We start from the raw sequence: 20,632 nt of genomic DNA on the forward strand, positions 1-20,632 counted from the left end.
GCACCCGGACCCTCGGCGGGGGGACGCTTCGCCCCGGCGCGGTCCAGCGGGTGTGGCACCGGCTCGTCGGGCCGGGCGTGTCGCCCCATCGTCATCCTTTCGGCCTAAAGAGCACGTCAAGCACGCGCTGCTATGCAATCAAACCGTTATCACCCTAACAGGTGAGCAACGGGCCGGGAATAATCTAACTCACAGTTGTGTCACGCTCGCGGAGGCCGCCCGGCTGGGCTGACCAGGCTATTGCAGTGCGCGATCAGGCGAGCACGCAAGGGTGCCGAGCGGCGGGCGAACCCGGCCTGCGCGCGAGCGTACTCGGCCCGTCCCTCGGCGGTCTCGATCCGCACGGGCGGGTAGCCGAGAGCCGCGAGGTCGTACGGGCTCGCCCGCATGTCCAGCTCCCGGATCTCGGCCGCGAGCTCGAAACAGTCGGCGACGAGCTCCGCGGGCACGAACGGGTCGAGCTTGTACGCCCATTTGAACAAGTCCATGTTCGCGTGCAGGCAGCCCGGCTGCTCGAGGGTGACCTGCGTCGCCCGCGTCGGCTCCAGCTCGTTGCGGGGCCGCGCCGGCGGGGTGAAGAACCGGAACGCGTCGAAGTGCCCGCAGCGGATGTCCAGCGACTCGACGACCGCGTCGGTGCCCGTCGACCCGAGCCGCAGCGGGACCTGGTCGTGGCGCACGGAATCCGCCGGCTCGCGGTAGACCATCGCCCACTCGTGCAGCCCGAAGCAGCTCAGCCGGGGCGCGCGGGACGCCGTCGCGCTGAGCAGGCCGAGCACGAACTCCGCCGTCTTCGCCTTGCGCTCGGTGAACCCGGCCGGGTCGAGGACGACGCCGTCGCTCGTCTCGACGTAGCCCTTCCGGTCGAGGAAGCGCCGCGCCGCGGGCCCGGCGAGCGCGACGCCGGGGCCCGGCTGCCAGCGTTCGAGGTGGCCCGGCCGGTGCGAGTAGTAGGTGAACAGGAAGTCCAGCACCGGGTGCTTCTCGCCCCGGGACTTGCGGTCCTGGTGCGGGACCGTCCACCGGCGCACCCGGTCGGCGTGCGCCGCCTCCCGGGCCAGCCAGTCCGGTTCGGCGAGCACGTCGACCGCGGTCATGCGCCCACGTGGGTGCCGTCGCGCACGGTGCCCACGTACTCCTCGACGAGGTCTTCGAGCGCGACGACGCCCACCGCGTTGCCGGTGGTGTCGAGCGCCCGCGCCAGGTGGCTGCCCTCCTTGCGCATCGCCGAGAGCGCGACGTCCAGCCGGGCGTCGGCCCGCAGCTCGGTCAGCGGCCGCGTCTTCGACGCCGGCACCATCGTCGCCGGATCCTCACCGGCCAGGTCCAGGACGTCCTTGACGTGGATGTAGCCCGTCAGGCGCCCGTCGTCGGTGCACACCGGGAAGCGCGAGAAGCCGGTCGAGGACACCACCCGCTCGACGTCTCCGAGGGTCGGCGCGCACGGCAGGGTCGTCAGGTCGGCCGTCGGCACGAGCACGTCGGACACCGTCTTCTGCACCGAGGACAGCGTCTGGGTGAGCCGCCGGTGCTCGGACTGGTCGATCAGGCCCTCCCGGCGCGACTCGCTGAGCAGCTCGGCCAGCTCGTCGGAGGTGTAGGCCGTCTCCAGCTCGTCCTTCGGCTCGACCTTCACCGCGCGCAGCAGCGAGTTCGCGACGAAGTTCAGCAGCCAGATGAACGGGTTCGCGATCTTGACCCAGCCGACGTGCACCGGCACCAGCCAGAGCGCGAGCTTCTCCGGTTCGGCGATGGCGAGGTTCTTCGGCACCATCTCGCCGATCAGCACGTGCAGCACCGTGATGAAGGCCAGCGCGATCGCGAACGAGATCGGGTGCAGCAGGCCTTCGGGCAGGCCCAGCAGGTCGAAGAACGCCGAGAGCCGGTGCGCGACAGCGGGTTCGCCGAGGCGGCCGAGCAGCAGCGAGCAGATGGTGATGCCCAGCTGCGCGCCGGCCAGCATCAGCGACACGTGCTTGCTCGCGTTGATCACGATCTTCGCGCGGGTCTTGCCCTGCTCCAGCAGCGCTTCGAGCCGGTCGCGCCGCGAGGAGATGAGCGTGAACTCCGCGCCCACGAAGAAGGCGTTGAGCAGCAGCAGGAACACCACGAGGGCAATGTTCAGCCAGTCGCTCACGAGACCACCTCGCTTTCGGCGGCCTCTTCGGCCGGCTCGGCTTCGCGGACCGGGGCCACTTCGACCTCGGCGACGCGGTGGCGGTCCATCGTGGTCACGGTGAGCCGCCAGCCGTCGACCTCGGCGGCGTCGCCCTCGGCGGGGATCTTGCCCAGCCGTTCGAGGATCAGCCCGGCGATGGTCTCGTAGTCGCCGTCCGGCATCCGGAACCCGGTGACGTCGGTGACCTCGTCGGGCCGCAGCTGCCCGGACACCAGCCAGCTGTCGGTGCCGACCTGCTGCGACGCGGGGGCTTCGCGGTCGTCGTGCTCGTCGCGGACGTCGCCGATGATCTCCTCGACCACGTCCTCCAGCGTCACGAGCCCGGCCGTGCCGCCGTACTCGTCGACGACGATCGCCAGCTGGAACCGCGAGTCGCGCAGGCGGTCGAGCAGGTCGTCACCCGGCAGGGACTCCGGCACGGTCGGCACCGGTCGCATGACCGAGCCGATCGGCACCTTCTTGCGCTCGGCGGCGGGCACGGCGAAGGCCTGCTTCACGTGCACCGCGCCGCGGACGTCGTCGAGGTCCTCGGCGTGCACCGGGAACCGCGAGAACCCGGTGCGGCTGGAGATGGCGATGAGGTCCTCGATCGTGTCGTCCACGGTGAGCGCTTCCAGCTGCACGCGCGGGGTCATCAGCTCCTCCGCGGTGCGCTCGCCGAACCGCAGCGACCGGTCCAGCAGCTCCGCGGTCGACGTGTCGAGCGTGCCGCTCTCGGCGCTCGACCGCACGATCGAGCCCAGCTCCTGGGGCGACCGCGCGGACCGCAGTTCCTCCTGCGGTTCGACGCCGAACTTGCGCACCAGGAAGTTCGCGCTGTTGTTCATCAGCGTGATGAGCCAGCGGAACAAGGCGGAGAAGCGCGAGTGATAGCCGGTGACCGCGCGGGCGGTCGGCAGCGGCCGGGCGATCGCCAGGTTCTTCGGCACCATCTCGCCGAGGATCATCGACAGCGAGGTGGCGATGACCAGGGCGAGCACGATCGACGCACCCGCGGCGAACGCCGTGGGCAGCCCGACGCCGGTCAGCAGCGGCCGGACGAGCTCGCCGATCAGCGGCTCGGCCAGGTAACCGGTGATGAGCGTGGTCAGCGTGATCGCGACCTGGGCGCCGGAGAGCTGGAACGACAGCGTCCGGTGGGCCTTCTGCACGGTCAGCGCGCGGCGGTCGCCGACCTGGCGGACGTTGGCGTCGACCGTGCTGCGTTCCAGCGCGGTCAGCGAGAACTCGGCCGCGACGGCGAGTCCGGTGCCGACCGTCAGCAGGACGAAGACGAGGACGCCGAGGACGGCGAAGAGGATCTGCATCATTCCGCACCCGCCGAGGTGGCGGTGGGCGAACCTATCGGACAGCCGGGTCGGTCACCCGGCCCGGTACTGTCACCGGGTGACTGCGCTGCGCGCACGAAACGGTCACTCCTAGCGGGAAATCGGCGTGTACTGCGATTATCTGGACAATCTTAACGTGTCCTTGCCGCGCCGCGCGGGCATATCGGTGTGTCGGCGCGCTCACCTCGGCCGGCGCCCCAGCAGACCGACGAGCCGGGCGGTGGAGCCGGCCCCGCGGCGGACCGCGACGGGCGGGTCGAACAGGCCGAGCCCCTGCCACTCGTCCACCCACGGGCGCACGACGTCGATCAGGCGCTCGGCCAGCGGCTCGGTGACCGGGCTGGGCAGGCCGAGCGCGGTCGCGAGGTCCCAGCTGTGCACGGCGGCGTCGATCGTCATCTGCCAGCCGTACTCCCGGGCCGGGACCAGGCCGTAGGACAGGTGGACGGTGCGTTCGAGGACGCCGTCGTCGAGGAAGGCCTCCCGCGCGCCGTCGGCGGCCGCGTCCCAGGCACCGGCCGGGTCTTCGCCGAGGACGTCGCCGTCGAAGCGGTCCCCGACGTCGTCGAGCGTGGCGCCCGCGAGCAGCGACGGCGCCCAGAGCTGCTCGGCGACGAGGTGGTTCACGAGGTCGCGGACCGTCCACGCGGTGCACGGCGTCCGGCGGCCCCAGGCGCTGTCGCCGACGGCGTGCACGGCCTCGCCGAACGCCCGGATGGCCTGGCCGTGTGCCTCGAGGAGATCCACGCGGGCCATTGGAACACGGCCGTTCAGGTGGTGCCGGGCCGGTGCCGCCGCACCGTCTCCTCGACGAGGTCGAGCACCGGACCGAGGCCAGCGCCCGGCAGGCCCATCGCCAGGTGCGAGACGAGTCCTTCGAGGACGAGCTCGAGGAAGGCGGTGAGGACGTCGACGTCGACGTCGTCACGCAGGTTCCCGGCCTCGCGCTGGCGCAGCAGCCGCAGCCGGGTCGCGGTGGTGAGCTGTTCGGAGCGCTCGGCCCAGCGGGCGCGGAACTCCGGATCGGTGCGCAGCCGGCGGGATACTTCCAGCCGGGTGCCGAGCCAGTCGGCGGGGTGCTCGCCGTCGCCGGCCAGGAGGTCACGCATGACCTGGACGAGCCCCTGCTCGGCGACGACGTCGGCCATCCGGATGGCGTCGTCCTCGGCGAGGGCGAGGAAGAGCGACTCCTTGTCGCGGAAGTGGTGGAAGATGGCGCCGCGGGAGAGTCCGGTGGCTTCCTCGAGGCGCCGGACTGTGGCACCTTCGTAGCCGTAGCGCGCGAAGCACACCCGCGAGCCGTCGAGGATCTGGCGCCGTCTTGCGTCGAGGTGATCCTGGCTTACGCGTGGCATCCTCGAATCCTGGCACCGCGGACCGGCATCTCGCAATCCGTACGTACGTCTTGTGACCCGGAGTGCCCGGGAACCACCCGAAGGCTCCCGACGTCGGAAGGTTGCGGCGATTCGCTGACACGGAATGAGACGGTTGGCTAGTCTTTGCACCATCACGGTGGGTGAGCTGAGGGGAAGGTGCGGGGCGTGATCATCGGCGAAGCCGGACAGGCGGCGCAGGCGGTCTGGGGTGGCGACATCCTGGGCGAGGGCGGTCGCGTCTACGGCGGTGGGGGCGGCGGTGGCGGCCAGTTCAAGATGGAACCGGAAGAGCTCGCCTCGGTGATCAGCCTCTGGGAAGACGAGCTGGACAAGATCATCGACGACGGTCACACGATCGACACGCTGGTGAACGCCTCGGTGGCGCCCGGCCAGGACCCCGCCAGCGGCAGCTACGAGACGACCACCTTCGAGTCGGTCACCTCGCTGCAGACGCAGAACGATTCCATGCGCAAGTACGTGCAGGGGTACATCAAGAAGCTGAAGGAAGCGCAGACGAAGACCGTCGCGACGGACCAGGGCATGTCCGGAACGTTCGGGCAGGCGACGTGAGGCTGCCGAAGTTCGCCGAAGCGAGTGTCCTCGGCGTGGTCGCCCTGTGCTTGTGCGCGTTCGCTTCGGCTTGCACGTCGACAACCGGTGGCACCGCCAACCCCGCGGACACGTCGTCCTCTCCGGCGTCGTCCGGGGAGCCGAGCCCGACCGCGGACGCCCCGAAAGTCACCACTCCGCTGGACGCGACCAAGTACGTGGGCGACCCGTGCGGCCTCGTCCCGGCCGACGTTCTGACCCAGCTGCGGTACACCGAACCGGGCGAGCCGCGGCCAGGCGATGCCACTCCCGAAGGGCAGTCAGGCCCCAGTTGCGGGTGGAAGATCAGGGGCGACGGACTCAGCGTGCTGGTCATCCTCGGGACGGGCAACCGCGACCAGGGGGCCGGCGGATTGGCCGGCATCCAGGCGGCCCACGACCGTTCCGGAGCTCTGATCAAGTTCCTCGAACCGGCCGCGGAAGTCGACGGTTACCCCGCGCTGTACTTCGACACCCGCGACCGCAGGGCGGCCGGAAACTGCACCATGGCGGTCGGAATCGCCGACGACCTGGCGGTCTCCGTTTTCGCGGAAGGCTACGAGGGACAACAGGATTCTTGCGACGCAGCGCAACGCGTCGCGGCCGGAACGGTCAAAACACTCAAGGGGGCTTGACGAGTGGACGGCAAGCAGATCTACGAAAACTTCAAACAGGGGGACACCGAAGGACTCCGGCAGATGTCCGAGTCGGTGGAGAAGCTCTCTTCGGCCTACATGGACCGCGCGCAGGGCATCAAGTCGCTGCAGGAGCGGATGAAGCAGGCGTGGGCCGGGAGCGCCGCCGACGCCGCCAACGCCGGAGCCGGACCGCTCGAGCAGGCCTTCGCCGAGACCGCGATGCCGCTCGACATGACCAAGGCCTCGGTCGACACGCAGGCGGACGTGTTCGAAAACTCGAACAACGCCGTCGTCGAGATTCCGCCCAAGCCGGACAAGCCCAGTCCGTGGTCCGTGGGGCTCAAGGCCGCCATTCCGATCGCCGGGCCGTTCATGGCCCAGGACGAAGTCAACGACTACCAAACCGGCATCGCGAAGTACAACGCGGCCAACGAGACCAACGTCCGCGTGATGGACCAGTACAGCAGCGCCACCAGCGGCACCAAAGCCGTCCTTCCGACGGACTACGGCGTGCTCGAGTCCGACGGTGCCACGATCGCCGTGAACACGCCGCAGACGCCCGGCCGGATCAAGCCGCCGATCATCGATGGGCACAACTGGACGCCGGATCATCCCGGTGGGAGTGACGACCACACCTCGACCACCAGCGTCGACACCACGCACTCCGGTGGCCCCGACAAGCCCGGCGGTACCGGGGGAACGGGTGGTACGGGCGGCACCGGCGGCACCGGCGGCACTGGGGGAACCGGTGGCACGGGCGGTACCGGAGGAACCGGTGGCACCGACACCACCCACACGACCGGCACCGGCACGACGGGCACCCCCGGCACCAACCTGCCCGGCCGGCTGCCCACCGGACAGCAGACGGGCGACCGGCCCGGCAAGACGCCGCCCGGGACGGGTGGGGTCGACTTCTACCCGACCGGCACCGGTGGGGGCGGCGGTGGTCAGAACTACTCCAACACCTTCGGCGAACCCGGCGGCTCCGGCACGGGAACCGGTCCTGGCGGGCGCGGTCCCAGCAGCGGTTCCGCGGGCGGACGGCTTCTCGACTCCAGCGGCCGCCCGATCAGCGGCTCCGGATCCGGCAGCGGCGGGACCGGTAGCGGCAGCGGTAGCACCGGCAGTGGTTCCGGTGCGGCGGGGGAGCGTGGGCTCGGCAGTGGGCGCGGCTCCGGCATGGGCAGTCTCGGCAACGCGGCCGCCGCGGAGGCGGCCGCGGCTCGGTCGGCCGGCGGGCGGTCCGGGCAGATGGGCCCGATGGGTGCCGGTGGGCGACGTGGCGAGGGTGAGGAAGATGATGAGCACCAGCGCCCGGACTTCCTGATCGAAGCGGACCCGGACGCGATCTTCGGCACCGACCAGCGGACCAGCCCGCCGGTCATCGGCGAGTGAACGGCACCGGCCGGCGGATCAGTCCGCGGGTCATCGGCGGGTGAACGAGACCAACCGGCGAACCAGTCCGCCGGTCATCGGCGAGTAAAACGAGGTGGACGTGGCAACAGGCCGGGTGGACGTTCCGGTCGAGGCGCTGGCCGCACTGGCCGAGCGTGAGCAGGTCGGTCAGTTGCACATCACCCTGCGTCCGGAGCCCCTGTGGCTCTCGGACGAGGAGCGTGACGAGGCCGACCACCGGATCGACGCCGCGCTCGCGGAGGCCGGGCTGGTCGACGCGCGCGGGCGGGCTTCGTTCGACTTCCTCGACTGGCTTCCGTTGCTGGTGACGCCGGCGCGGGAGTGCTACGGCTGGGTCGGCGCCGGCGGCCAGACCTACGGCGTGCTCGCCGCCGCGAAGGGGCTGCAAGCGATTCTCGCGGTCTCCGACGGCGCGCACGTCGGCGTCCAGGAGATCGACCGGAACCGGCTCGCCGAGTCGCTCGTCGAGCAGCTGCCGCCGGTCGGGCCCGGTGGCGGCAACCCGCGCACCGTCCGGGTGGCGGACCTGGCCGACGCCGCCCGCCGTGGTCAGGACGCCTACCCGCTGTCCCCGGCGATCGCCGACGTCGTCAGTCTGGTCCAGCGGCCGGTCACCGGCAGTGGCGAGCTCTACGTCGGACGCCGTGACGACGTCGGCCGCCACACCTGCCTCCGGCAGCCGCTGCACTACGCCGACACGGACTGGGGCCGCTACCTCAGCTACACCTCCGGCGCCGGTGACGACGAGGTCATCCACATCGGCCCGGCCGGCCCGCGCGAGCTGGCCGACACCCTCACCGAGCTGGCCGGCTCCCTGAACTGAGCCCCGCTGAGCTGATCCAAAAGGGAGCGCGTCGGCCACGGCCCGGCGCTAATGTGACAGCGCTGTTGTATTCCGGTGGAAGGACGCGCTGATGGCTGGGCTGTACCCCGAGATCGAACCGTACGAGCACGGCCTGCTCGACGTCGGCGACGGGCACGAGATCTACTGGGAGACCTGTGGGAACCCCGACGGCAAGCCGGCGCTGGTCGTGCACGGCGGGCCGGGCTCGGGCTGCTCGACGAACGTACGCCGGTACTTCGACCCCGCGAAGTACCGGGTCGTGCTCGTCGACCAGCGCGGCTGCGGCCGCAGCACCCCGCACGCCGGGGCCGCGGTCGCCGATCTCTCCGCCAACACCACCGACCACCTGGTCGCGGACTTCGAACTGCTCCGCACCCGGCTCGGCATCGGGAAGTGGCTGCTGTTCGGCGGTTCCTGGGGCTCGGTCCTGAGCCTGACCTACGCGCTGCGCCACACCGACCGGGTGAGCGAGCTGGTCCTGATGGGCCTCGCGACCGACCGCTTCCTCGAGATCGAGATGCTCATCCGCGGCCTGGGCGCGTACTTCCCGGAGGGCTTCGCGAGGTTCCGCGACGGCGTCCCGGAAGCCGAGCGCGACGGCGACCTTTCGGCCGCCTACAACCGCCTGCTGCTGGATCCGGACCCCGAGATTCACCACCAGGCGGCCGCCGACTGGTGCGCCTGGGAGGACGCGATGCTGCCCGGCGTCCCGCCGCACGACGCCTTCGAGGATCCGGCCTACCGGCTCTGCTTCGCCCGGATCGTCACGCACTACTTCAGCAACCGGGCCTTCCTGCCCGACGGTGAGATCCTGGCCAACCTGGGCAAGCTCGCGGACGTCCCGGCCGTGCTCGCCCAGGGTGTGCTCGACACGAGCAACATGGTCGGCACGCCCTGGCTGCTGCACCACGGCTGGCCGGCCAGCGAGCTGGTCATGCTCGACAACGTCGGGCACAGCACGCAGGACGTCTCGATGCAGGACGTCCTGGTCGGCGCGACCGACCGCTTCGCGGGCTGAGGTGCCCGCGCGGCGCCCCGGTCGAGGCGCCGCGCGGACCCCGGCTCACGGGATGAGCAGCGCCGGCTCGCCCTCGGGGGTGAGCGCCACTTCGGCGCGCGCGGCCCGGTTCGCCTCCACCAGCTTCAGCCCGGTGACGCGCAGCGGCAGCCGGTCCATGTTCCACTCCGCCAGCAGGAGCGCCACCTTGGACTGCATCTCGGTGCGCAGCCGAAGGAACGAGTCGGCCGGGTCCGCGCCGACCTCGCCCAGCAGCAGCCACCACGCCCACGCCGCGGCACCGGCGTTGGCCACGAAGTCCGGCACGACGGCCACCCCGCGCGCCGAGAGCGCCGCTTCGGCCTCCGGCGTCGTCGCCGCGTTGGCCGCCTCGATGACGACCTTGGCCTTGACCAGGTTCTCGTTGTCCGGCCGCAGCGCGTAGGAGATCGCCGCCGGCACGAAGATGTCCGCGTCGGTCGAGACGACGGCGTCGCGGGGGAGCAGCTTGATCCCGGCGGGCAGCCGCTTGCGGTCGACCTCGCCGAAGCGGTCGCGCAGGTCGAGCAGCGCCGGGATGTCGAGGCCGTCGGGTGCGTAGAGCGTGCCCGCGGCGTCGGCGACCGCGACGACCTTCATGCCCGCTTCGTGCAGGTACCAGGCCGCGCCGCCGCCCATGGTGCCGATGCCCTGGATCGCCACGGTCGTCTCGCGCACGTCCCAGTCCCACGCCGACGCGACGCCGAGGCACGCCTGCGCCACGCCGTAGCCGCCGACGACGTCGCCGAGCAGCAGCCCGCCGGGCACCGGGGCGTTGAGGCCCGCCTGCACCCGGCGCAGGGTGCGCTCCGGATCGGCCGACCGGCCGATCGCGGCGTGGAACGACTGCTCCAGCCCGAGGTCGGCGAACACCGCGTCGATCAGGTGCTGCGGGACGCCGAGGTCTTCCGCGGTCACCCAGTGGGCGTCCAGCCAGGGCCGGAGGAACGAGCAGAAGCGCGTCAGGACGCCGAAGGCGCGCGGGTCCTTCGGGTCGAAGTCGATGCCGCCCTTCGCGCCGCCGACCGGCAGGTTGAAGGTCGCGGTCTTGTTGGCCATGCCCCGGGCGAGGTCCTCGACCTCGCCCATGGTGCAGCCGGCCCGCATCCGGGTGCCGCCGGTGGCGACGCCGGAGACCAGGCTGTGCACGACCAGGTAGCCGTTCGCGCCGGTGAGGGGGTCGGTCCACGACAGTCGCATCAGCGGCTCGGCGTTGCGGGGGATCATCAGGCCACTCACCTCCGGGGAAGTCGGGGCGGCCTCGTGACCGCCACCACGAGCCTGCGCCCCGGGTGGCCTTCGCGTCCATTTAACGCTACTGCACGATCTCGTTTAGGTTTGGTGCATGGAGCTTTCGTTGCATCGGCTGAAGATGCTCCGCGAGCTGCACCGCCGGGGCACCGTGACGGCTGCCGCGGCGGCCCTGCACTACACCGCTTCGGCGGTGTCGCAGCAGCTCGCGCAGCTGGAACGGGACGTCGGGGCCAAGCTGTTCGAACGGCTGGGCCGGCGGGTCCAGCTCACCGAACTGGGCAAACTGCTCACCGAACACGCCGAGGAGATCCTCGGCTCGGTCGAGCGGGCCACGCTTGCCCTGGAGGAGGCGCAGGACGCCCGGACCGTCCGGCTGACGGCCGGGGTGTGGGCCTCGGTGGCCTCCGGTCTGCTCCCGACGGCGCTGACGACGCTGGCCGGTTCGCACCCGGGCATCGAGGTCCGGACCCGGGAGCTGGCGCCGGAGGACACCGCCGAGGCGGTCCGCGACGGCGTGCTCGACCTGTCCTTCGTCATCGACTACTCCGACGCGCCGATGCCCTGGGACGCGGGCCTGGAACGGGCCGTCGTGGCCGTCGAACGCCTCCACGCGGCGGTGCCGCGCGGCGCGGTGCCCGCGGGCTCGGCGTCGCTGGACGACCTCGCCGAGCACCCCTGGATCCTGGCCAGCCCGAAGTCGCACTTCGGCCGGGCGATGCGCACGGCGTGCCGGCGCCACGGGTTCGCCCCGAAGATCAACCACGAGGTCGAGGAGCAGTCCACGGCGATGGCCATGGTGGGCGCCGGGCTGGGCATCACCCTCGTCTCCGACCTCGGCCTGCGGCTGCTGCGCCCGCCCGGGATCGACGTCGTGACGCTCACGACGCCGTTGCTCCGAACGGTGTCGATCGCCTACCGGCGCACCGCGTTCCGCCGTCCGGCGTTGCACCTGGTGATCGACGCCGTCCGGGCCTCGGCCGCCGAACTGGGGCTGGGCACGGAATCCGCTTTGCCCTGATCCGGGACTTCTTACGGAGTGGTGACCCTGTCCTGAAGGGCAGGATCAACCCTGTTTTTGTCGTACCCCGCGTGTAGCGTCCGATGTCGAGAAAGTTCCACCACACGGGACAGGATTGACATGACAGAAGCGTCTACGGTGCACGAATTCCCCGAGAAGTCGGGTAGTGCGTCGAACCGCACCGCGCGGGTCCTGGCGGACCGCGCGGCCGGGGAGGCGTACGTGGCATCGGTGTGCTTCAAGCACGGCCCGCCGCGCCTGACCGGCGTCGAGCTGGAGTTCACCGTGCACCACGCCGACGACCCGGCCAGACCGCTCGATCCCGGCCTCCTCGCCACGGCACTGGGCCCGCACACCCCGCGGACACTGCGCCCCGACAGCCCCGCTTCGCCGCTCCCGGCAGGTTCACCAGTGAGCCTCGAGCCCGGGGGCCAGGTCGAAATCTCCGCTCATCCCCAGGCCACGCTGCGCGACCTCGACGCAGTCGTCTCGGCCGATCTCCGCCACCTGGGTGAACTTCTCGCCTCCCACGGCCTCCGGTTCGGTGAATCCGGCATCGACGCGCACCGCGCGCCGCGCCGGCTGCTGGACACGCCGCGCTACGCGGCGATGGAACGCCGGTTCGCGCCCATCGGGCCCGGTGGCCTCACGATGATGTGCAGCACCGCAGGCCTGCAGGTCTGCGTCGACGCCGGGGAGGCCGAGCACCACGCGGCCCGCTGGGCGGCCGCGCACGCCATGGGCCCGCCGCTGCTCGCCCTGTTCGCCAACTCCCGCGTCCACGCCGGGCGTGACACGGGGTTCGCGTCCGCCCGCTGGCTCGCGGTGCACGACACCGAGGCCGTCCGCACGCGAACGGCGCGCGTCGCGGGGGACCCGGGGGCGTCGTGGGGCGCGCGCATGATGGACACCCCGCTGATGGCACTGCCCCGGGAAGACCGCCCGTGGGACGCGCCGGAGGGGCTGACCTTCGCCGGCTGGATCGAGGGCCGGGGCCCGGCGGCGCTGCTGCCGAAACCCACCGAGGCGGACCTCGACTACCACCTCACGACGATGTTCACCCCCGTCCGCCCGCAGGGGTACCTGGAGATCCGGTACCTCGACGCGCAACCGCCGGACGAGTGGCTGGCGCCGGCCGCGCTGGTCACCGCGCTGCTCGCCCGGCCGTCCACAGTGGACAGGGTCCGCGACCTGTGCGAGCGGGTGGCGGACCGGTGGGCCACGGCCGCGTGCCGCGGCCTGGCCGACCCGGACCTGGCGGCCGTCGCGGCCGCGCTGGCCGACCTCGGCTGCGCCGAGCTGGGCCACACCGGGCTGACGGCGGAATCCGTAACCGAGATCTGCGAGAGCGTGCAGGGGCGCGCGTACCGATCGAGGAGCGAAGCATGACCACCACGGAGTCGAAGGACCTCGGCGCGGAGGAGCTGCGTGCCCGCGCGGCCGAGGCACTGACCCGCGCCCGGGCGCGCAGCGACGCGCTGACCGACGCGGTCGACGACGAGGACCTGATCCGCCAGCACTCCAAGCTGATGTCGCCGCTGGTCTGGGACCTGGCGCACATCGGCAGCCAGGAGGAGCTGTGGCTGGTCCGCGACGTCGGCGGCCGGGAGCCGCTGCGCCCGGACATCGACGACATCTACGACGCCTTCCAGCACGCCCGCGCCGACCGGCCGGCGCTGCCGCTGCTCAGCCCGGCCGAGGCCCGCAGCTACGTCCGCGAAGTGCGCGAGAAGGCGTTCGACGTGCTGGAGCGAGTGCCGCTGGGCGGCCGCCGGCTCACCGAGCAGGCCTTCGCGTTCGGCATGGTGACCCAGCACGAGCAGCAGCACGACGAGACCATGCTGGCCACCCACCAGCTGCGCCAGGGCGACCCGGTGCTGCACGCGCCCGAGCCGCCGCCCGCGCGGCCGGGCACCCTGCCCGCCGAGGTCCTGGTGCCCGGCGGCGCGTTCACGATGGGCACGTCGGCCGAGCCGTGGGCGCTGGACAACGAGCGCCCGGCGCACGAGATCGCCGTCGACGCGTACTGGATGGACACCACGCCGGTGACTTCCGGGGCCTACGCGGGGTTCCTGGACAGCGGCGGCTACGACGACGAGCGCTGGTGGAGCCCGGCGGGCTGGGCCTACCGCACCGGAAACGGCATCACCGCACCGCGGTTCTGGAAGCGGGAGCAGGACGGCTGGTGGCGCACCCGGTTCGGGGTCTACGAGCGGATCACGGCCACCGAACCGGTCGTGCACGTCTCGTTCTTCGAGGCCGAGGCGTACGCGGCGTGGGCCGGGCGGCGGCTGCCGACCGAGGCCGAGTGGGAGAAGGCCGCGCGGTTCGACCCGGCGAGCGGCCGGTCGCGCCGTTTCCCGTGGGGTGACGAGGAACCGGGCGCCGAGCACGCCAACCTGGGCCAGCGGCACCTGCGCCCGGCACCCGCGGGCGCGTACCCGGCCGGCGCGTCGCCCACCGGCGTGCACCAGCTGATCGGTGACGTCTGGGAGTGGACGAGCACCGATCTCCACGGCTACCCGGGCTTCGCCGCGTTCCCGTACCAGGAGTACTCGGAGGTGTTCTTCGGGCCGGAGTACAAGGTGCTGCGCGGCGGCTCGTTCGGCACGGACGCCGCGGCGATCCGGGGCACGTTCCGCAACTGGGACTACCCGATCCGGCGGCAGATCTTCGCCGGCTTCCGCACCGCCCGCGACGCGGGCCCGGGCGAGGGCTAGGCGCCATGTGCAGGCATCTCGCCTACCTCGGCGCGCCCGTTTCGCCCGCCGAGGCGGTTTTTCGCGCGCCGCATTCACTGCTGGTGCAGGCCTACGCACCGGCGGACATGCGGGGCGGCGGCACCGTGAACGCCGACGGCTTCGGGCTGGGCTGGTACCTCGGCCCGGGCCACGGCGCCGACGGCGCACTGCCCCTGCGGCACCGCCGCTCGACTCCACTGTGGACGGACGAGGCGCTGCCGCCACTGGCCGCGGCGGTCACCACCCACGCGTTCGTCGCCGCGGCCCGCAACGGCACCACCGGCATGCCGGTGACCGAGGCGGCCGCGGCGCCGTTCACCACGGGCCGGTGGCTGTTCAGCCACAACGGCGTCGTCCGCGGCTTCCCCGACTCGCTGGCCGAACTGGCCAAGACCCTGCCGGTCACCGAGCTGCTGACGCTGGAGGCACCGACGGACTCGGTCGTGCTCTGGGTCCTGCTGCGGGCCCGGCTCGCGGCCGGGGAAGACCCGCTGTCGGCGGTGGCCTGGCTGACCGGCGCCGTCGAGGCGGCCGCGCCCGGCTCCCGGCTCAACTTCCTGCTCACCGACGGCGAAACACTGATCGGCACCGCCTGGACGCACTCGCTGTCCCTGCTGGAAACCCCGGCGGGCGTGCTGCTGGCGTCCGAACCCGTCGACGGCGACCCGCGCTGGAAAGCCGTCCCGGACCACCACGCCGTGCGCGCCACCGCCGCCGGCGTCGACCTGCTTCCCCTGACCCTGGAAGGCACTCTCCGATGACCGAACCCGATCTCGACCACCACCGCTCCGGCGACGCCGTCACCGAGGAGCTGCGCGCCGACGTCGTCGCCGGGCTCACCGCCGAGCAGAAGTGGCTGCCGCCCAAGTGGTTCTACGACGCCGAGGGCAGCGAGCTGTTCGAGAAGATCACCCAGCTGCCGGAGTACTACCCGACGCGCAGCGAGCGTGAGGTGCTGGCCGCGCACGCCGGCGACGTCGCGGAGCTGACCGGCGCGCACACCCTCGTCGAGCTCGGGTCCGGGTCGAGCGAGAAGACCCGGCTGCTGCTCGACGCGCTCACCAAGCACGGCACGCTGGCAGCGTTCGTCCCGCTCGACGTCTCCGAATCGGCGCTCGCCGACGCCGCCCGGTCGATCTCCGCGGACTACCCGGGCCTGGAGGTCCGGGGGGTCGTCGGCGACTTCACCCAGCACCTCGATCTGCTGCCCGGTGACGGGCCGCGGGTGGTCGCCTTCCTCGGCGGCACGATCGGCAACTTCCTGCCCGCCGAGCGCGCGACGTTCCTCCGGTCGGTGCGGGAGGTCCTCGACGAGGGGGAGTGGCTGCTGCTCGGCACGGACCTGGTGAAGGACGCCGAGACGCTGGAGCGGGCCTACGACGACGCCGCGGGCGTCACCGCCGAGTTCGACATGAACGTGCTGCGGGTGCTCAACGCCCGGCTGGGCGCGAACTTCGACCTCGACGAGTTCGAGCACGTCTCGCACTGGGACGCCGAGCACGAGTGGGTCGAGATGCGGCTGCGCGCCCGCCGCGAGCTGACCGTCGGGATCCCGGGCGCGGACCTCACCGTCCGGTTCGTCGCCGGGGAGCACATCCGCACGGAGATCTCGGCCAAGTTCCGCCCCGGCGGCGTCGAGGCCGAGCTGGCCGCCGCCGGGTTCGCCCTCGACCAGTGGTGGACCGACTCCCAGCAGCGGTTCGGGGTGAGCCTGGCAAGATCTGTGCGTGGCTAATCCTCTCCGGGCGCTGGCCCGGGCCCTGGGCACGAAGCCGTGGCTGATGCGCTCGGCCGGCTTCGTCGTCTGGGCGGACAAGAAACTGCACCGGGTGTTCGGCGGCCGGGTGAGCCTCGTGGCGCTCGCCGGGCTGCCGTCCCTGCGCCTGACGACGACCGGCCGCAAGAGCGGGCTGCCCCGCAGCACGAACCTGCTCTACTTCCCGCACGGCGACGACCTCGTGCTCACCGGGTCCAACTGGGGCCGCCCGCACGACCCGGCCTGGACGCTCAACCTGCGGGCCGACCCGAAGGCCGAGGTCGCGCTCGCCGGGCGGCCGGTCGCCGTCGTCGCGCGCGAGCTGACCGGCGCGGAGTACGCGGAAATGTGGCGTGAGCTGCTCGAGTTCTGGCCGGGGTACGCGATGGAGCAGGAGGAGGCCGCGCGGCCGTTGCCGGTTTTCGTCCTCAATCGGGTGGCTCGATAGATTCGCACCATCCTTTTGGACGGTGACGGCTTTCACCGGTTTGTGCCAGTCTCTCCCGGGTAACGCGCCGTGACGTCTCGACCGCGCGGCGAGTGCGTGACCTAGGGAGGAAACGTCGTGCGGAGATCCACAAGGGGCCGGGTGCGCTCGTTCGCGCTGGTGGGGGCACTGGTGGCCGGGATGGGACTGGCCGGCACCGCGGGCACCGCCGCCGCCGCGCCGGAAGCGGCCGTCAAGCCGGCGGTCGTCGGCGCCACGGCGCCGGTCGCCTGGGGGACCTGCTCGGCCGCCACCCTCGCCGGGGTGCCCGCGGACCAGGTGAAGTTCTACAGCTGCGCGCGCTACCGCGTGCCGATCGACCACGACAACGCGTCGCTGGGCACGATCGACATCGCCCTGCTCAAGCGCGCCGCCCGCACCCCGGACGCGCGGGTCGGCTCGCTGTTCCTCAACCCCGGTGGTCCCGGCGGCTCGGGCCTGCGGATGCCGATCAGCGGCCAGTACTACTTCCAGCCGCCGGTGCTCGACCGCTTCGACCTGATCGGCTTCGACCCGCGCGGGGTCGGCCAGAGCAACCCGCTGCGCTGCTTCACCACGCAGGAGGACGCGGACGAGATCTTCGGCGCCCAGGTCCCGGTGCCGCTGAGCCGCGCCGAGATCTCCGGCACGCTCGCCAGCTACCGCGACTACGGCCAGTTCTGCAAGAACAACGCCGGCTCGCTGCTCAACCACATGTCCACGAAGGACGTCGTGCGGGACGTCGACACGCTGCGCGCGGCGGTCGGTGACCGGAAGCTGACCTACGTCGGCTTCTCCTACGGCACGCTCATCGGCTCGACCTACGCCGCGATGTTCCCGAAGCAGTCCCGCGCGATCGTCATCGACGGCAACGTCGACCCGCAGCTGCGCACCAAGGACGGCGTCGAGTACGACCGCCAGCGGGCCCAGGGCTTCGAGGTCTCGCTCGACGGCTTCCTGAAGAAGTGCGCCGAGGCCGCCGCGAAGTGCGCGTTCAGCTCGGGCACCCCGCGGGCGAAGTTCGACGAGCTGCGCGAGTACCTGCGCAAGCAGCCGATCACCGTCCCCGGCGGCGGCTCGGTCGACATCAACGCGTTCACCGGCTCGGTGTCGAGCATCCTGTACTCGCCCTCGGCGTTCCCCGGCCTGGCCGAGGACCTGCAGGCGCTCTACGACACGATCCACCCGGCGGGCGCGCAGGCCCAGACCCTGCAGGCCCGGCAGCTCAAGCTGATCGTGAAGGGCAAGCAGGGGCTCGCTGACCAGAACCCGGACAGCCCCTACACCAGCGACGACTCGTACTTCGCCGTCAACTGCTCCGACAAGCCGTTCAAGATCAAGCAGGACCAGGTGCCGGACATCGCCGCCAAGTGGGAGCGCGAGTCGCGCACCTTCGGCCGCTACCAGGCCTTCGCCGACACGGCGGGCTGCCCGGTGTGGCCGGCGAAGAAGCCGGACGTCTACCGCGGTCCGTGGCAGGCGAAGACCGACGTCCCGGTCGTCGTGGTCAGCAACTACTACGACCCCGCGACGCGGTACAAGTTCGGCCAGCAGATGGCGGCCGAGCTGGGCAACTCCCGGCTGCTGTCGGTCGACGCGTTCGGCCACTGCATCCTCGGTGACGCCCTCGGCGTCGACCAGGCCGTGGCGGCGTACCTGACCGACCTGACGGTGCCGGCGAACGGCCAGGTGTTCCAGCCGAACGTCCAGCCCTTCTGAGTGTGAGCCCGGTCCCGCGGCCCGCACCCGGGCCGCGGGACCGGCTACCCTGGCTCAGGTTGATCATCACTAGTACGGAAGCGAGGTGAGCGGCACATGCCAGCGGACAGTCATCGGACGGCCGGGCGCGCGCTCACCGGGAGTTTCCGGCTGGGCTGACGTCCGGCCGCCTCCTGTCCGGCAGTGCGCGCACGCCGGAAAAGAGCCGGATCATGACCATCTTCGAAATGCTGCTGCGCGTGGGCACCGGCGTCGGCCTCGGCGCCGTCATCGGGTTCGAGCGCCAGTTTCGCGCCCGGATGGCCGGGCTGCGCACCAACGCCCTCGTCGCGGTCGGCGCGACCTTGTTCGTCCTGCTGTCCGCCCACGGTTTCGGCGGCCTGTCCGGCAGCGGTGACGCCGACCCGACGCGGGTGGCCGCGCAGATCGTCTCCGGCATCGGGTTCCTCGGTGCCGGCGTGATCATGCGCGACGGCCTCAACGTCCGCGGCCTCAACACCGCCGCGACGCTGTGGTGCTCGGCCGCCGTGGGATCCCTTGCTGGGTCGGGGTTGTACGCGGTCGCCCTGGCCGGGACGGCGGTCGTGGTCGGGGTGAACGTGGTGCTGCGCCCGCTCGGCCGCGTCGTCGACCGCCGCCCGGACTCGGGCGACGAAACCCCGGCCCGTTACGAGTTCCAGGCCGTCACCCGCGACGACTCCGAGGCGCACGTGCGGGCGTTGCTGGTACAAGCGTTGGCGCGCACGGACTTCCGGCTGCTGTCGGTGCTGAGCACGGACCGTCCGGAGGATCGCACGGTCGAGGTGCGTGCCGAGCTGGCCGCCGATCAGCGGGACGACGCGCAGATGGAGTCCGCGGTGTCCCGGCTGTCGTTGGAGCCCGCGGTGTCCAGTGTGCGCTGGGAAGCCGTGCCCGCTTAGGCGAGGAAATCCTCGAGCAGTGCGCCGAACCGGTCGGGTTGGTCGAGGTTCACCATGTGCGCGGCGCCGGGTACCCGGACCCGGCGCGCGTGCGGGGCTTGCTGGTACAAGCGTTGGCGCGCACGGACTTCCGCCTGCTGTCGGTGCTGAGCACGGACCGTCCGGAGGATCGCACGGTCGAGGTCCGCGCCGAGCTGGCCGCCGACCGGCGCGACGACGCTCAGATGGAGCCCGCGGTGTCCAGTGTGCGCTGGGACGCTGTGCCGGCCTAGACGAGGAACTCTTCGAGCAGCTCGCCGAACCGGTCGGGTTGGTCGAGGTTCACCATGTGCGCGGCGCCGGGCATCCGAACCCGGCGCGCGTGCGGGCCTTGGTGGTACAAGCGTTGGCGCGCACGGACTTCCGCCTGCTGTCGGTGCTGAGCACGGACCGTCCGGAGGATCGCACGGTCGAGGTCCGCGCCGAGCTGGCCGTCGACCGGCGCGACGACGCCCAAATGGAGCCCGCGGTGTCCAGCGTGCGCTGGGAAGCCGTGCCCGCTTAGGCCAGGAACTCCTCGAGCAGTGCGCCGAACCGGTCGGGTTGGTCGAGGTTCACCATGTGCGCGGCGCCGGGTACCCGGACCCGGCGCGCGTGCGGGGCTTCGCGCTCCAGCAGGTCGGCTACCGCGAAGATGTCCGTGGCGTCCAGGTCTCCCGTGACCACCAGCGTGCGGGTGCCGATCTCCGCGACCCGGCCGATCGCGCCCAGTTCGGTGCCCGGATCGGGGGCGCCGTGGCCCTGGCCGAAGTTGTCGACCAGCATGTCCCGGCACAGCCGCCGGACCGCCGGGTCCACCTCGGCGGGCGTGCGGTGCGGGCCGTCGACCCACAACCGCAGGACGCACTCCAGGACCGCGGCGCCGTCGCCCGACCGGGCCGCCTCGCCCGCCTCGGCCAGCAGGCGCAGCACGAACGGGTCCTGGAACTCCATTCCGCTGATCCCCGGCGAGCTGAGGAACAGCCCCGCCGCCCGGTCGGGGTGGGCCAGCGCGAAGTCGAGGAACACCCGGCTGCCGAGTGAGCAGCCGACCAGCACCGGGCGTTCCACGGCCAAGGCGTCGAGCAGCTGCTTCAGGTCCTCGCGGTGGGAGAAGGGACCCGACGGGTCCGACGAGCCGCCGCTGCCGCGGGCGTCGTAGCGGATCACGCGGTGCGCACCGGCGAAGCGGGTGAACTGCCGCTCCCACATCGCGCGGGTCATCCCGCCCGCGTGCAGGAACACCACCGGCGGGCCTTCGCCGCGTTCCTCGTAGGACAGGTGGCCGTCGGCGAGCTCGATGCGTTCCCCCATGCCCGCCACCGTAGCGAAAAG

At 71.9% G+C, this 20,632-nt stretch carries 22 protein-coding genes; 15 read left to right on the top strand and 7 right to left on the bottom strand.

The genetic code is table 11. From position 1 onward, the window contains the following. Window positions 1–200: 200 nt before the first annotated feature. From OG570_RS34650 to OG570_RS34670, 5 genes are all read right to left on the bottom strand, one after another. Window positions 201–1,097 (bottom strand): 3-methyladenine DNA glycosylase, encoded by an 897-nt coding sequence (locus OG570_RS34650; protein WP_326953175.1) that lies wholly within the window; start codon window positions 1,095–1,097, stop codon window positions 201–203. Beyond that, entirely contained in the window at window positions 1,094–2,137 is a 1,044-nt protein-coding gene (locus OG570_RS34655) for a hemolysin family protein (RefSeq protein WP_247051958.1), read from the bottom strand. The genes OG570_RS34650 and OG570_RS34655 overlap by 4 nt, the downstream gene beginning before the upstream one ends. Beyond that, window positions 2,134–3,489 carry a hemolysin family protein gene (locus OG570_RS34660; RefSeq protein WP_326953176.1) on the bottom strand — a complete coding sequence of 452 codons (1,356 nt, stop codon included), beginning with the start codon at window positions 3,487–3,489 and terminating at the stop codon, window positions 2,134–2,136. Before OG570_RS34660 ends, OG570_RS34655 begins: the two co-directional genes overlap by 4 nt. A 198-nt stretch (window positions 3,490–3,687) precedes the next feature. Then, window positions 3,688–4,263 carry a TIGR03086 family metal-binding protein gene (locus tag OG570_RS34665; protein ID WP_442788210.1) on the bottom strand — a complete coding sequence of 192 codons (576 nt, stop codon included), beginning with the start codon at window positions 4,261–4,263 and terminating at the stop codon, window positions 3,688–3,690. Between the two features lie 14 nt (window positions 4,264–4,277). Further along, window positions 4,278–4,862 carry a TetR/AcrR family transcriptional regulator gene (locus tag OG570_RS34670; protein WP_247051955.1) on the bottom strand — a complete coding sequence of 195 codons (585 nt, stop codon included), beginning with the start codon at window positions 4,860–4,862 and terminating at the stop codon, window positions 4,278–4,280. A 186-nt stretch (window positions 4,863–5,048) separates the two neighbouring features. Between OG570_RS34670 and OG570_RS34675 the strand changes: the two genes are divergently transcribed. The 5 genes from OG570_RS34675 to pip all read left to right on the top strand — a co-directional run bounded on the left by OG570_RS34675 (window position 5,049) and on the right by pip (window position 9,387). Continuing rightward, window positions 5,049–5,453 carry a hypothetical protein gene (locus OG570_RS34675; RefSeq protein ID WP_326953178.1) on the top strand — a complete coding sequence of 135 codons (405 nt, stop codon included), beginning with the start codon at window positions 5,049–5,051 and terminating at the stop codon, window positions 5,451–5,453. After that, the gene (locus OG570_RS34680; RefSeq protein ID WP_326953179.1) at window positions 5,450–6,106 is read left to right on the top strand and encodes a DUF3558 domain-containing protein; all 657 of its coding nucleotides are present in this window, start codon (window positions 5,450–5,452) and stop codon (window positions 6,104–6,106) included. Before OG570_RS34675 ends, OG570_RS34680 begins: the two co-directional genes overlap by 4 nt. A 3-nt stretch (window positions 6,107–6,109) precedes the next feature. Further along, complete coding sequence (locus tag OG570_RS34685) at window positions 6,110–7,504, top strand: WXG100 family type VII secretion target (protein ID WP_442788211.1); 1,395 nt, start codon at window positions 6,110–6,112, stop codon at window positions 7,502–7,504. Window positions 7,505–7,619: 115 nt separating this feature from the next. Then, window positions 7,620–8,348, top strand: a complete 729-nt coding sequence (locus tag OG570_RS34690) for an ESX secretion-associated protein EspG (RefSeq protein WP_247064315.1) — start codon at window positions 7,620–7,622, stop codon at window positions 8,346–8,348. Between the two features lie 91 nt (window positions 8,349–8,439). Beyond that, window positions 8,440–9,387, top strand: a complete 948-nt coding sequence (gene pip / locus OG570_RS34695; RefSeq protein ID WP_326953181.1) for a prolyl aminopeptidase — start codon at window positions 8,440–8,442, stop codon at window positions 9,385–9,387. 45 nt (window positions 9,388–9,432) lie between these two features. Here the strand turns inward: pip and OG570_RS34700 are convergent, their stop codons facing one another. Further along, window positions 9,433–10,632 carry a Glu/Leu/Phe/Val dehydrogenase dimerization domain-containing protein gene (locus tag OG570_RS34700; protein ID WP_326953182.1) on the bottom strand — a complete coding sequence of 400 codons (1,200 nt, stop codon included), beginning with the start codon at window positions 10,630–10,632 and terminating at the stop codon, window positions 9,433–9,435. Window positions 10,633–10,750: 118 nt separating this feature from the next. Here OG570_RS34700 and OG570_RS34705 point away from each other — a divergent pair, with 118 nt between their 5' ends. The 10 genes from OG570_RS34705 (at window position 10,751) to OG570_RS34750 (ending at window position 19,823) form a co-directional block, all read left to right on the top strand. Continuing rightward, a complete protein-coding gene (locus OG570_RS34705) occupies window positions 10,751–11,677 on the top strand; it encodes a LysR family transcriptional regulator (protein WP_247051949.1) in 927 nt (308 codons plus the stop codon). A gap of 120 nt (window positions 11,678–11,797) precedes the next feature. Further along, window positions 11,798–13,066 carry a glutamate-cysteine ligase family protein gene (locus tag OG570_RS34710; protein WP_326953183.1) on the top strand — a complete coding sequence of 423 codons (1,269 nt, stop codon included), beginning with the start codon at window positions 11,798–11,800 and terminating at the stop codon, window positions 13,064–13,066. Continuing rightward, entirely contained in the window at window positions 13,063–14,397 is a 1,335-nt protein-coding gene (gene egtB, locus OG570_RS34715; protein ID WP_326953184.1) for an ergothioneine biosynthesis protein EgtB, read from the top strand. Before OG570_RS34710 ends, egtB begins: the two co-directional genes overlap by 4 nt. A 5-nt stretch (window positions 14,398–14,402) precedes the next feature. Then, complete coding sequence (gene egtC / locus OG570_RS34720; protein WP_326953185.1) at window positions 14,403–15,179, top strand: ergothioneine biosynthesis protein EgtC; 777 nt, start codon at window positions 14,403–14,405, stop codon at window positions 15,177–15,179. Continuing rightward, on the top strand, window positions 15,176–16,153 hold the full coding sequence (egtD, locus tag OG570_RS34725; protein WP_326953186.1) for an L-histidine N(alpha)-methyltransferase: 978 nt from the start codon (window positions 15,176–15,178) through the stop codon (window positions 16,151–16,153). The genes egtC and egtD overlap by 4 nt, the downstream gene beginning before the upstream one ends. Window positions 16,154–16,199: 46 nt before the next feature. Next, on the top strand, window positions 16,200–16,622 hold the full coding sequence (locus OG570_RS34730; RefSeq protein ID WP_326951546.1) for a nitroreductase family deazaflavin-dependent oxidoreductase: 423 nt from the start codon (window positions 16,200–16,202) through the stop codon (window positions 16,620–16,622). A 141-nt stretch (window positions 16,623–16,763) separates the two neighbouring features. Further along, window positions 16,764–18,359, top strand: a complete 1,596-nt coding sequence (locus OG570_RS34735; RefSeq protein ID WP_326960240.1) for an alpha/beta hydrolase — start codon at window positions 16,764–16,766, stop codon at window positions 18,357–18,359. Window positions 18,360–18,571: 212 nt separating this feature from the next. Beyond that, window positions 18,572–19,279, top strand: coding sequence for an MgtC/SapB family protein (locus tag OG570_RS34740; protein WP_326953187.1), 708 nt, complete (start codon window positions 18,572–18,574; stop codon window positions 19,277–19,279). 56 nt (window positions 19,280–19,335) lie between these two features. Continuing rightward, a complete protein-coding gene (locus OG570_RS34745; RefSeq protein WP_326953188.1) occupies window positions 19,336–19,551 on the top strand; it encodes a hypothetical protein in 216 nt (71 codons plus the stop codon). Window positions 19,552–19,640: 89 nt separating this feature from the next. Further along, window positions 19,641–19,823 carry a hypothetical protein gene (locus tag OG570_RS34750; RefSeq protein WP_442788212.1) on the top strand — a complete coding sequence of 61 codons (183 nt, stop codon included), beginning with the start codon at window positions 19,641–19,643 and terminating at the stop codon, window positions 19,821–19,823. Here the strand turns inward: OG570_RS34750 and OG570_RS34755 are convergent. Then, window positions 19,820–20,611 carry an alpha/beta fold hydrolase gene (locus OG570_RS34755; protein WP_326953190.1) on the bottom strand — a complete coding sequence of 264 codons (792 nt, stop codon included), beginning with the start codon at window positions 20,609–20,611 and terminating at the stop codon, window positions 19,820–19,822. The genes OG570_RS34750 and OG570_RS34755 overlap by 4 nt on opposite strands. Window positions 20,612–20,632: the final 21 nt, after the last annotated feature.

Origin of the sequence: Amycolatopsis sp. NBC_01286 (assembly GCF_035982555.1) — a bacterium.
Taxonomy (GTDB): domain Bacteria; phylum Actinomycetota; class Actinomycetes; order Mycobacteriales; family Pseudonocardiaceae; genus Amycolatopsis.